Source organism: Streptomyces sp. NPDC045470 (assembly GCF_040646595.1).
Lineage (GTDB): Bacteria > Actinomycetota > Actinomycetes > Streptomycetales > Streptomycetaceae > Streptomyces.
The window spans coordinates 488,946-500,653 of record NZ_JBEZAN010000002.1; the positions used below are offsets into that span (position 1 = coordinate 488,946).

The following is an 11,708-nucleotide window of genomic DNA, read 5'->3' on the forward strand; positions in this document are numbered from 1 at the left end:
CGATGCCACCGCCCGCCTGAAGAACCCTTCAGGTGACTTCAGCCTGGCTTCAGCTTCCCCCGGCCACTGTGGAACACGTCATCGAGCAGCACCTCACCAACCGGGGAGAACGAACCGAGATGAAGCGCAACATCGTCATCGCCACCGTGGCCGCGGCCGCCCTCATCGGCGGCGGTACCGCTACCGCCGTCGCCTTCAGCGGCGACTCCGGGCAGGCGTCTTCGCCGTCGGCGTCTTCCACTCCGCGTTCCAGCGTCAGCGTCCCCGACGACGACGTGAACGAGGACGCACGGGAGGCCAGGGCGGCGACCGTCTCCGCCCCCGAGGCCGCCGCCGCGGCCCTGAAGGCCGCCCCCGGCACCGTCACCGGCATCGACCTCGACCAGGACCGGCCCGGTCTGGTCTGGGAGGTCGACGTCCTCGGCAAGGACGGCAAGTGGCACGAGGTCACCCTCGACGCCGGCAACGCGAAGGTCCTGAACCAGCACGTCGAGCACGAGGGTGACGACGACCACGGCGTCGATCACGCCCGCGCCGAGCTGAAGGGCACCACCGTCGACGCCACGGAGGCGGCCCGGAAGGCCGCTGCCCGGTACGGCACCGTCACCTCCGTCGACCTGGACGACGATCACCGGTCCAGTGCCGTGTGGGAGGTCGAAACCGTCAGCAAGGACGGCAAGGAGCACAAGCTCAACGTCGACCCGAAGAGCGGCAAGGTGACGGTTGCCCCGCGGGACGCGGATGACGACGACAACGGCGGCCAGGACGACTGAGGGCTCCACGGCCCGGCACGCATGAACGGAGGGGTTTCCCGCGCGCGGGAAGCCCCTCCGAGCCATGGCCTTCACTCAGCGCGAGCAGTCGCCGGCGCTCCCGGCGGCTTCGTCCTGCAGCCGCCGCCAGTCCGCTCCTCGGTCGCGCCAGGCAGGGCTCTCGTAGATCGCGCTCTTCGCTTCCGGGTGGGACATGCCGAACACGCGGGCCACGACGTAGATGGTCTCGACCGGAGACCTCCCCTGTTCCCGCAGTTCCCGGAACACCTGCTCTCGGTCAGGAGTCCCGCTCTCCTTCAGGCCGGACGCGAGCGCGTCCAGGGATGTGCGGTCCACGGGTCAGTCCTCCGCCTCCTCCCCCGTGACCCCCGCCACCAGCTCGTCCGCCGCCGCGTACGGGTCCAGCTCGCCGGCGACGATCCGCTCGGCGAGCACGGACAGCCGCCGGTCGCCCCGTAGATCGCCGATCCGCTCCCGCAGGCGGGTGACCGCGATCGTCTCGACCTCGCGGGCCGCGCGGGTGCGGCGGCGTTCCGCCAGGGTGCCGTGCTCTTCCGACCAGGCGCGGTGCTTTTCCAGGGCTTCGACGACCTCGTCGGTGCCCTGGCCCCGGGCGGCGACCGTCTTGACGATCGGTGGGCGCCAGTCGCCGGGGGCGCGGGACTCGCCGAGGCCGAGCATGTGGTTGAGCTCGCGGGCCGTCGCGTCGGCGCCGTCGCGGTCGGCCTTGTTGACGACGTAGACGTCGCCGATCTCCAGGATTCCGGCCTTGGCCGCCTGGATGCCGTCGCCCATGCCGGGGGCCAGCAGGACCATCGTGGTGTCGGCCTGGCCGGCGATGTCGACCTCGGACTGGCCGACGCCCACCGTCTCGACGAGGATCACGTCGCAGCCGGCCGCGTCCAGCACCCGGATGGCCTGGGGCGCGGCCCAGGCGAGGCCGCCCAGGTGGCCGCGGGTGGCCATGGAGCGGATGTAGACGCCGGGGTCGGACGCGTGGTCCGACATGCGGACGCGGTCGCCGAGGAGGGCGCCGCCGGAGAACGGGGAGGACGGGTCGACGGCGAGCACGCCCACCCGTTTGCCGGCCCGCCGGTAGGCGCTGACCAGGGCGGAGGTCGAGGTCGACTTGCCGACGCCGGGCGAGCCGGTGAGGCCGACGACGTACGCGCCGCCGGCCAGGGGGGCCAGCGCCGCCATCACCTCGCGCAGCTGCGGGGACGCGCCCTCCACCAGCGAGATCAGCCGGGCCACGGCCCGCGGCCGGCCCTGCCGTGCCTGTTCCACCAGTGCGGGGACGTCCACCACGGCCCAGCTCCTCCCAGCTCGGTTCTCACGTTCGCTTGGACACGCTGCGTGACGGGGCGGGCGGGTCCCGGCCCGCCCGGTCCGTCGCGCTCCGGCTACTTGCCCGGTACGCGGAGGATCAGCGCGTCGCCCTGACCACCGCCGCCGCACAGGGCCGCCACGCCGACACCGCCGCCGCGCCGCCGCAGTTCCAGGGCGAGGTGGAGCACGATGCGGGCGCCGGACATGCCGATCGGGTGACCCAGCGCAATGGCTCCGCCGTTGACGTTCACCTTTTCCGGCGACACCCCGAGATCCTTCATTGACTGCACGGCCACCGCGGCGAACGCCTCGTTGATCTCGATCAGGTCAAGATCCTCGACGGTGAGGCCGGCCTTGCCCAGAGCGTGCCGGATCGCGTTGCTCGGCTGGGACTGGAGGGAGTTGTCCGGGCCCGCCACGTTGCCGTGCGCGCCGATCTCGGCGATCCACTCCAGGCCCAGTTCCTCGGCCTTGGCCTTGCTCATGACGACCACCGCGGCGGCGCCGTCGGAGATCTGGGAGGAGGTGCCGGCGGTGATGGTGCCGTCCTTGGCGAAGGCGGGACGGAGTTTGGCGAGGGTTTCGGTGGTGGTCTCCCCGCGGATGCCCTCGTCCTTGCTGAAGACGACCGGCTCGCCCTTGCGCTGCGGGATCTCCACGGGGGTGATCTCGGCCTCGAAGAGGCCGTTCTTCTGGGCGGCGGCGGCCCGCTGGTGGGAGCGGGCGGCGATCTCGTCCTGCTCGGCGCGGCCGATGCCCAGGCGGGTGTTGTGCTTCTCGGTCGACTCGCCCATGGCGACGTTCTCGTACGCGTCGGTGAGGCCGTCGTGGGCCATCGAGTCGAGCATCTCGACGGCGCCGTACTTGAAGCCCTCGCGGGACTTGGGCAGCAGGTGGGGCGCGTTGGTCATGGACTCCTGGCCGCCGGCGACGACCACGTCGAACTCGCCGGCGCGGATCAGCTGGTCGGCGAGGGCGATGGCGTCCAGGCCGGAGAGGCAGACCTTGTTGACGGTCAGCGCCGGCACGCTCATCGGGATGCCGGCCTTGACGGCGGCCTGGCGGGCGGGGATCTGGCCCGCGCCGGCCTGCAGCACCTGACCCATGATCACGTACTCGACCTGGTCGCCGCCGATGCCCGCCCGGTCCAGCGCGGCCTTGATGGCGGCGCCGCCCAGGTCGGCGCCGGAGAAGCTGCGCAGGGATCCCAGCAGGCGGCCCATGGGGGTACGGGCGCCCGCGACGATCACGGAGGTGGTGCTGGACGTACCGTTCGCTGTCGACATCAGCGCGGCCCTTCCTGTACAGGGAGGTTAACGAGGGTTCCCGTCAATGTACTGAGCGGTAGACGCCGGGTCACCGGGCTGCGGGTGTGATCGCGCGCACGTTGCGTAACCACGCGTGCGGGCGGTGCACTGGAGCCATGCTGACGCGAATCGACCACATCGGGATCGCCTGCGAGAACCTCGACACGACCGTCGAGTTCTACCGCGCCACGTACGGCTTCGAGGTGTTCCACACCGAGGTCAACGAGGAGCAGGGCGTCCGCGAGGCCATGCTGAAGATCAACGATACGTCGGACGGCGGCGCCTCGTACCTCCAGCTCCTGGAACCCACCCGGGCGGACTCCGCGGTGGGCAAGTGGCTCGCCAAGAACGGTGAAGGGGTGCACCACATCGCCTTCGGTACGGCGGATGTGGACGGGGACGCCGGGGCCGTTCGGGAGAAGGGGGTCCGGGTGCTCTACGACGAGCCGCGCGTGGGCTCCATGGGGTCGCGGATCACCTTTCTGCATCCCAAGGACTGCCACGGCGTACTGACCGAACTGGTCACCGCGGCGCCCCACGAGGGAACCGCCGCCCCCGCTTCCACGTCTCCCTCCACGACAGAGCACTGACCTTTCCCTTCCCCGGCCGGTAGAGTGCACCTTCGGCCGGGGGCCGGGTCGGGGCCCGGTCCACACTCCGCCGATGATCTGACACCATTTCTTCGGAAGGGTCAGCTCCAGCACGCGCCCGGCACGAGGCATTTCGGGCTGCGGAACGCAGATGGGAGCCGGCCGCCACCATGACCAGGGGACGGATGGGACCGCGCAGTGCGGGGCAACGACCGCTACGAGGCTGACGACCACCTCTCGCAGTTCGAGGCCGAGATGGAGCGGCTGAAGACGGAGCGGGACAAGGCGGTCCAGCACGCCGACGACCTCGGGTACCAGGTCGAGGTGTTGCGAGCCAAGCTCCACGAGGCGCGGCGCACCATCGCGGCCCGCCCCGCCTACGACAACGTCAGCCACCAGGCCGAGCAGCTGCTGCGCAACGCCCAGATCCAGGCCGACCAGTTGCGCACCGACGCCGAGCGCGAGGTGCGCGAGGCCCGCGCCCAGACGCAGCGGCTGCTGCAGGAGCAGGCCGAGCGCCAGGCGCGCATGGAGGCCGACCTGCACGCCGAGGCGGTCGAACGGCGCCGTCGGCTGGACGAGGAGCTCAACGAGCGCCGCCAGACCGTCGAGTCGCACGTCAACGAGAACGTCGCCTGGGCGGAGCAGCTCCGCGCCCGTACGGAGTCGCAGGCGCGCCGTCTCATGGACGAGTCGCGGGCCGAGGCCGAGCAGGCGCTGAGCGCCGCCCGCGCCGAGGCGCAGCGGCTGGCCGAGCAGACCCGCGCCCGGCTGGGCAGCGAGGCCGAGCAGGCCCGTGCCGAGGCCGACGCGATCCTGCGCCGGGCCCGTACGGACGCCGAGCGGCTGCTGAACGCCGCCTCCAGCCAGGCCCAGGAGGCCACGGAGCAGGCCGAGCAGCTCCGTACGAGTGTCGGCACGGAGTCCGAGGAGGCGCGGCGGCAGGCCGCCGAGCTGACGAAGACCGCCGAGGCCCGGATGCAGGAGGCCGACCGCGCGCTGCGCGAGGCACGCGCCGAGGCGGAGAAGCTGGTCACCGAGGCGCAGGAGAGCGCGGCCAAGCGGCTGTCGGCCGCCGAGTCGGACCAGGAACAGCGGCTGCGGACCGCCAAGGCGGAGATCGCCCGGCTGGTCGCCGAGGCCACGAAGGAGGCCGACGCCCTCAAGGCGGAGGCCGAGCAGCTCCGCGCGGACGCCCGTGCGGAGACCGAGCGGCTGGTCGCCGAGGCGCAGGAGGCCGCCAGGTCCAAGGCGGCGGAGGACTCCGCGGCCCAGCTCGCGAAGGCCGCGCGCACCGCCGAGGAGGTGCTGACCAAGGCGTCGGAGGACGCCAAGGCCACCACGAAGGCCGCCGCCGAGGAGGCCGAGCGGGTCCGCCGGGAGGCCGAGGCCGAGGCGGACCGGCTGCGCGGTGAGGCGCACGACACCGCCGAGCAGCTCAAGGGCGCCGCCAAGGACGACACGAAGGAGTACCGCGCCAAGACCGTCGAGCTCCAGGAGGAGGCACGGCGGCTGCGCGGCGAGGCCGAGCAGCTTCGGTCCGAGGCCGTCGACGAGGGCGACCGGATCCGGGCCGAGGCGCGCCGCGAGGCGGTCCAGCAGATCGAGGAGGCGGCCGCCACCGCCGAGGAGCTGCTGGCCAAGGCGAAGTCGGACGCCGAGGAGACCCGTTCGGGCGCGAGCGCGGAGAGCGAGCGGGTCCGTACCGAGGCCATCGAGCGGGCCACGGCGCTGCGCAAGCAGGCCGAGGAGGCGCTGGAGCGCGCCCGCGCGGAGGCCGAGGAGCTGCGCGGCGAGGGCGAGGAGGCCGCCGCGGCGCTGAAGGCGGAGGCCGAGGAGGCCGCGCGGCAGCTGCGTACGGAGGCCGAGGAGGCCGCCGCCGAGCGCCGCACCGAGGTGCAGGAGGAGCTGGACCGGCTCCAGGCGGAGGCGGCCGAGAAGGTCACCGCGGCCGAGGAGGCGCTGCACGACGCCCGTGGCGAGGCCGAGAAGCTGCGCCGGGAGGCGCAGGAGGAGGCCGCCAAGCTCAAGGCGGAGTCGGCGGAGCGGCTGCGGGTGCTCCAGCAGCAGGCCGAGGACGAGGCCGAGCGGCTGCGTTCGGAGGCGGCGACCGACGCGTCCGCCGCGCGCGCCGAGGGCGAGTCCGTCGCCGTACGGCTGCGCAGTGACGCCGCCGCCGAGGCGGAGCGGCTGAAGACCGAGGCGCAGGAGACCGCGGACCGGGTGCGCGCGGAGGCCGCGGCCGCCGCGGAGCGCACCGGCACCGAGGCCGCCGAGGCGCTGGCCGCCGCCCAGGAGGAGGCGGCCCGCCGCCGCCGGGAGGCCGAGGAGCTGCTCGGCGAGGCCCGCGAGGAGGCCCACCAGGAGCGCACGGCCGCGCGCGAGCAGAGCGAGGAGCTGCTCGCCTCGGCCCGTAAGCGGGTGGCCGAGGCGCAGGAGGAGGCGGAGCGGCTGGTCGAGGAGGCGGACCGGCGCGCCGCCGAGCTGGTCGCCGCCGCGGAGCAGACCGCCCAGCAGGTGCGGGACGCGGTCGCCGGGCTGCACGAGCAGGCCGAGGAGGAGATCGCCGGGCTGCGCTCGGCGGCCGAGCACGCCGCGGACCGTACGCGGACCGAGGCGCAGGAGGAGGCCGACCGGGTACGGGCCGACGCCTACGCGGAGCGCGAGCGCGCCACCGAGGACGCGGGCCGCACCCGGCGCGAGGCCCAGGAGGAGGCCGAGGCCGCCAAGGCGCTGGCGGACCGCACGGTCGCGGAGGCCATCGCGGAGGCCGAGCGGCTGCGCACGGAGGCCGGCGCCGAGGCCGAGCGGCTGCGCGCGGAGGCCGACAGCACGCTGGACGAGGCGCGCGAGGCGGCCGGCCAGGTCCGTACGGACGCCGCCGAGCAGGCCGACAGTCTGATCTCGGAGGCGACCGCGCAGGCCGAGAAGCTGGTGTCGGACGCTTCCGCCAAGGCGCAGCAGATGCGTACGGACGCGTCCGACGCGCTGGCCTCGGCCGAGCAGGACGCCAACCGGGCCCGCGCGGAGGCCCGCAACGACGCCAACCGGATGCGTTCGGACGCCGCCGAACAGGTGGACCAGCTCCTCACCGAGGCGCGCGCGGAGGCCGAACGGATCGTCACCGAGGCGACCGAGCTGACCTCTTCGGCGCAGGACGACGCGGACCGCACGGTCCGCGAGGGCCAGGAGGCCGCCGAGCGGCTGCGGGCCGAGGGCGAGCAGCGGGCCGCGGAGCTGGTCGCGGAGGCGACCGCCGAGGCGGAGCGGCTGCGGGCCGAGGCCGCCGAGGCGCTGGAGACCGCGCGCCAGGAGGCCGAGCGGATCGGCGACGCGGCGCGCGAGGCGGCGAACAAGACCCGTTCGGACGCCGCCGAGCAGGCCGACCAGCTGATGTCCGAGGCCGGCAGCGAGGCCGAGAAGCTGCGCGCGGACGCGGCGGAGACCGTCGCGGGCGCCGAGCGGGACGCCGACCGCACCCGGGCGGACGCCCGCGAGCAGGCGGACCGGATGATCGCCGAGGCCACCGCGGAGGCGGACCGGCTGCGCGCGGAGGCGGCGGACACCGTCACCTCGGCGCAGGAGCACGCCACCCGGACGCGTGCCGAGTCCGAGCGGATCAAGGAGGCAGCGGAGGCGGAGGCCGACCGGCTGCGCACCGAGGCGCTGGAGGAGTCGGAGCAGACCGTCGACGCGGCCCGCAAGGACGCCGCGCAGCGCCGCGCGGACGCCGCCGAGCAGGCCGACCAACTGGTGGCCAAGGCCCAGGAGGAGGCGCTGAAGTCGGCGACCGCCGCCGAGGAGCAGGCCGACCGGATGGTGGGCGCGGCCCGCAAGGAGGCCGACCGGATCGTCGCCGAGGCCACCGCCGAGGGCAACGCGCGGGTCGAGAAGTCCCGTACGGACGCGGACGTCCTGCTGAGCGAGGCCCGCGGGGACGCCACCGCGATAAGGGACCGCGCCGAGGAGCTGCGGGCCCGGATCGAGAGCGAGGTCGAGGAGCTGCACGAGCGGGCCCGCCGCGAGTCCTCGGAGACGATGAAGAACGCCGGGGAGCGGGTCGACAAGCTGATCGCGCAGGCCACGCAGCAGCAGGCGGAGGCCGAGGAGAAGGCCAAGCGGATGGTGTCGGACGCCAGCAGCGAGGCCAGCAAGGTCCGGATCGCCGCGGTGAAGAAGGCGGAGGGGCTGCTCAAGGAGGCCGAGCAGAAGAAGGCCGAGGCCGTACGGGAGTCGGAGCGACTGCGCGCCGAGGCCCGGGCGGAGGCGGAGCAGATCGTGGCGGAGGGCAAGCGCGAGCTGGAGGTACTGGTGCGGCGCCGCAAGGACATCAACGCGGAGATCTCCCGTGTCCAGGACGTGCTGGAGGCGTTGGAGTCTTTCGAGGCCCCGGCCAACGGTGGTGGCAAGGACGGGGCGAAGGCCGCTGCGGGGGCGGGCGCAACTCGTTCGAGTGGCAAGCAGTCTGAGGGGTAGCCACCCGAATGAGGGGCCATTCTCCACTTCGAACGCGCAATGACTCGATGACACGCCGTTGCGGCCCCTAGGATTCCCTTTATCACCTCACCGGTCTCTTTCGACAGGAACCCCATGAGCGACACTTCCTCCCCCTACGGCTTCGAGCTCGTGCGGCGTGGGTACGACCGCGGTCAGGTGGACGACCGCATCTCGAAGCTGGTCGCCGACCGCGACAGCGCCCTGGCCCGTATCACCTCGCTGGAGAAGCGGATCGAGGAGCTGCACCTCGAAACGCAGAACGCCCAGGCCCAGGTCAACGACGCCGAACCGTCCTACGCGGGCCTCGGGGCGCGCGTGGAGAAGATCCTCCGGCTCGCGGAGGAAGAGGCGAAGGACCTGCGCGAGGAGGCCCGGCGGGCCGCCGAGCAGCACCGTGAGCTGGCCGAGTCGGCCGCCCAGCAGGTCCGTAACGACGCCGAGCAGTTCGCGACGGACCGCAAGGCCAAGGCCGAGGACGAGGGCGCCCGCATCGTCGAGAAGGCGCAGGGCGAGGCGACCGCGCTGCGCGCCGAGGCGCAGAAGGACGCGCAGTCCAAGCGGGAGGAGGCGGACTCCCTCTTCGAGGAGACCCGTGCCAAGGCCGCGCAGGCCGCCGCGGACTTCGAGACCAACCTCGCCAAGCGTCGCGAGCAGTCCGAACGGGACCTGGCCTCCCGTCAGGCCAAGGCCGAGAAGCGGCTGGCGGAGATCGAGCACCGGGCCGAGCAGCTTCGGCTGGAGGCCGAGAAGCTGCGGACGGACGCGGAGCGCCGGGCCCGCCAGACGGTGGAGACGGCGCAGCGCCAGGCCGAGGACATCGTGGCCGACGCGAACGCCAAGGCGGACCGGATCCGCAGCGAGTCCGAGCGGGAGCTGGCGGCGCTGACCAACCGCCGGGACTCGATCAACGCCCAGCTGACGAACGTCCGCGAGATGCTCGCGACGCTCACCGGCGCGGCGGTCGCCGCGGCCGGCACCCCGGCGGACGAGGAGCCCATCTCCCGCGGCGTCCCGGCGCAGCAGTCGCGCTGAGGCGCCGTTCGTCGTTGTGACGCCGGTGCGGCCGGTGGGTTCCCCCGGCCCGCTCCCGTGACGGCCGGTACCGCGCCCGACGGCGGCAGACGCGCTCCGCCCGCCCCGCCTCTCCCGGAGGCCGGGCGGGCGGAATGCTTTCAGCAGATGGACGGACCGTCGCACGAAGCCGTTCCGGCGACCGGCGGACCCGGTGCGCGATGTCCGGTACGCCCGAGATGCGGGGGCACCGGCCCCCGCTTAGCGTGCTGTACATGATCGAGAGCGAGGGGCTGACCAAGCGGTACGGCGACAAGCTCGCCGTGGACGGGCTGACCTTCACCGTGCGGCCCGGGATCGTCACCGGCTTCCTCGGCCCCAACGGCGCCGGCAAGTCCACGACCATGCGGATGATGCTCGATCTGGACCACCCGACGTCGGGACAGGTCCGTATCGACGGACGGCACTACCGGCAGTTGTCCGACCCCTTGAAACACATCGGCGCCCTCCTGGACGCCAAGGCCGTGCACGGCGGCCGGAGCGCCTTCAACCACCTGCTGTGCCTGGCCCAGAGCAACGGCATCCCGCGCGCCCGTGTCCACGAGGTGCTGGACACCGTCGGACTGACCGCGGTGGCCGGGAAACGCTCCAGCGGCTTCTCCCTGGGCATGGGCCAGCGCCTGGGCATCGCGGCCGCGCTGCTCGGCGACCCCGAGATCCTGATGTTCGACGAGCCGGTCAACGGACTCGACCCCGAGGGCATCCACTGGATCCGCAACCTGATGAAGGGTCTGGCCGCCCAGGGCCGTACCGTCTTCGTCTCCTCGCACCTGATGAGCGAGATGGCGCTGACCGCCGAACACCTCATCGTCATCGGCCAGGGGCGGCTGCTGGCGGACACCTCGATGGCGCAGTTCATCCGGGAGAACTCGCGCGCGTACGTACGGATGCGGTCGCCGGAGCGCGAGCGGCTGCTCGACGTGCTCAGGGACGCCGGGCACCCGGCCTCGCCGGCCGGCGAGGCGGTGGAGGTCGACGGGGTGAGCGCCGCCGACCTCGGCGAACTGGCCGCGCGGCACCGGATCGTCCTGCACGAACTGAGCCCGCAGCAGGCGTCCCTGGAGGAAGCGTTCATGCAGCTGACCGCAGGATCGGTGGAGTACCACGCGCACTCGGCGGCGCCGCGGCCCGCGGCGCCGGAGGACGGCCTGCCGGACGCTCCGCCGCCGCCCGGGGCCCCGGGAGCGCCGCCCCCGGACTCCCCGCCCGGCGGCTGGGGTGCCGGCTGGCGCGACCAGAAGCGGGGGTCCTGACGATGGCGGCCGTCTCCCAGGTCCTGAAGTCGGAGTGGACGAAGATCCGGTCGGTGCGGTCCACGGTGTGGACGCTGGGCATCGCGCTGGTCGTCACGGTCGCGCTGGGCGCGCTGATCTGCCTGCTCGCCTCGAACGACTTCGGCACCATGTCCCCCCGCGACCGGACCACCTTCGACCCCACGAACATCAGCTTCGCCGGGATGGGCCTGGGCCAGCTCGCGATGATCGTCTTCGGGGTGCTGGTGGTCTCCAACGAGTACAGCACCGGCATGATCCGTACCTCGCTCGCCGCCGTACCGCAGCGCGGCACCTTCCTCTTCAGCAAGGTCGCCGTCGCCGCCCTGCTCGCCCTCGCCGTCTCCTTCGTGACGGCCTTCCTCTCCTTCTTCATCGGGCAGGCGTTGCTCGACACGCACGCGGCCTCCCTCGGCGACCGGGGCGTCCTGCGGGCCGTGGTGGGCGGCGGGCTGTACATGACGCTGATCGCGGTGTTCTCGATGGGGGTGGCCACGATGCTGCGCAGCCCGATGCTGGCGCTGGGCATCCTGATGCCGTTCTTCTTCCTGATCTCCACCGTCCTGGGGAACGTCTCGGCCACCAAGAAGATCGGCTGGTACCTCCCCGACCAGGCCGGCCACAAGGTCATGCAGGTGGTGCCGCCGGCCGGCGACGCGGTGCCGTACGGGCCGTGGGGCGGGTTCGCCATCATGCTGGCGTGGACGGTGGCCGCCCTGCTGTGCGGGTACGTCCTGTTGAAGCGGCGCGACGCCTGAGGCCGGGGCCCCGGCGGCGGCCGTCCGACGCCGGCCGGCGGAGCCCCGTCCCTCCGCGCCGGCCCGCGTTTTGACGGGAACCGTCAGCCTGCGGATAACCTCCTAACCCTCA

General features: G+C 73.2%; 9 protein-coding genes. 6 read left to right on the forward strand and 3 right to left on the reverse strand.

The genetic code is table 11. The features are described from left to right. The first annotated feature begins 32 nt into the window (after positions 1-32). Positions 33-773, forward strand: coding sequence for a PepSY domain-containing protein (locus AB0A97_RS08535; RefSeq protein ID WP_361146391.1), 741 nt, complete (start codon positions 33-35; stop codon positions 771-773). A 75-nt stretch (positions 774-848) separates the two neighbouring features. Here the strand turns inward: AB0A97_RS08535 and AB0A97_RS08540 are convergent, their stop codons facing one another. The 3 genes from AB0A97_RS08540 to AB0A97_RS08550 form a co-directional block, all read right to left on the reverse strand. Further along, positions 849-1,109 carry a hypothetical protein gene (locus AB0A97_RS08540; protein WP_361146394.1) on the reverse strand — a complete coding sequence of 87 codons (261 nt, stop codon included), beginning with the start codon at positions 1,107-1,109 and terminating at the stop codon, positions 849-851. Positions 1,110-1,112: 3 nt separating this feature from the next. Continuing rightward, positions 1,113-2,081 carry a methylmalonyl Co-A mutase-associated GTPase MeaB gene (gene meaB, locus AB0A97_RS08545; protein ID WP_361146397.1) on the reverse strand — a complete coding sequence of 323 codons (969 nt, stop codon included), beginning with the start codon at positions 2,079-2,081 and terminating at the stop codon, positions 1,113-1,115. A gap of 95 nt (positions 2,082-2,176) precedes the next feature. After that, positions 2,177-3,352 carry an acetyl-CoA C-acetyltransferase gene (locus AB0A97_RS08550; protein ID WP_361147347.1) on the reverse strand — a complete coding sequence of 392 codons (1,176 nt, stop codon included), beginning with the start codon at positions 3,350-3,352 and terminating at the stop codon, positions 2,177-2,179. A 173-nt stretch (positions 3,353-3,525) separates the two neighbouring features. Between AB0A97_RS08550 and mce the strand changes: the two genes are divergently transcribed. The 5 genes from mce to AB0A97_RS08575 all read left to right on the forward strand — a co-directional run bounded on the left by mce (position 3,526) and on the right by AB0A97_RS08575 (position 11,596). Next, positions 3,526-3,999, forward strand: coding sequence for a methylmalonyl-CoA epimerase (gene mce, locus AB0A97_RS08555; RefSeq protein ID WP_361146400.1), 474 nt, complete (start codon positions 3,526-3,528; stop codon positions 3,997-3,999). Between the two features lie 198 nt (positions 4,000-4,197). Beyond that, entirely contained in the window at positions 4,198-8,475 is a 4,278-nt protein-coding gene (gene scy, locus AB0A97_RS08560; RefSeq protein ID WP_361146403.1) for a polarized growth protein Scy, read from the forward strand. A 114-nt stretch (positions 8,476-8,589) separates the two neighbouring features. Next, positions 8,590-9,528 (forward strand): cellulose-binding protein, encoded by a 939-nt coding sequence (locus tag AB0A97_RS08565; protein WP_031008063.1) that lies wholly within the window; start codon positions 8,590-8,592, stop codon positions 9,526-9,528. Positions 9,529-9,782: 254 nt separating this feature from the next. Further along, a complete protein-coding gene (locus AB0A97_RS08570) occupies positions 9,783-10,820 on the forward strand; it encodes an ABC transporter ATP-binding protein (RefSeq protein WP_361146406.1) in 1,038 nt (345 codons plus the stop codon). Between the two features lie 2 nt (positions 10,821-10,822). After that, positions 10,823-11,596 carry an ABC transporter permease gene (locus AB0A97_RS08575; RefSeq protein ID WP_361146408.1) on the forward strand — a complete coding sequence of 258 codons (774 nt, stop codon included), beginning with the start codon at positions 10,823-10,825 and terminating at the stop codon, positions 11,594-11,596. Positions 11,597-11,708: the final 112 nt, after the last annotated feature.

Excerpts from the sequence above, each read along its gene's own strand:
- AB0A97_RS08570 (WP_361146406.1), top strand. The coding sequence starts at position 9,783 with ATGATCGAGAGCGAGGGGCTGACCAAGCGGTACGGCGACAAGCTCGCC.
- AB0A97_RS08575 (WP_361146408.1), top strand. The coding sequence starts at position 10,823 with ATGGCGGCCGTCTCCCAGGTCCTGAAGTCGGAGTGGACGAAGATCCGG.
- AB0A97_RS08565 (WP_031008063.1), top strand. The coding sequence starts at position 8,590 with ATGAGCGACACTTCCTCCCCCTACGGCTTCGAGCTCGTGCGGCGTGGG.
- mce (WP_361146400.1), top strand. The coding sequence starts at position 3,526 with ATGCTGACGCGAATCGACCACATCGGGATCGCCTGCGAGAACCTCGAC.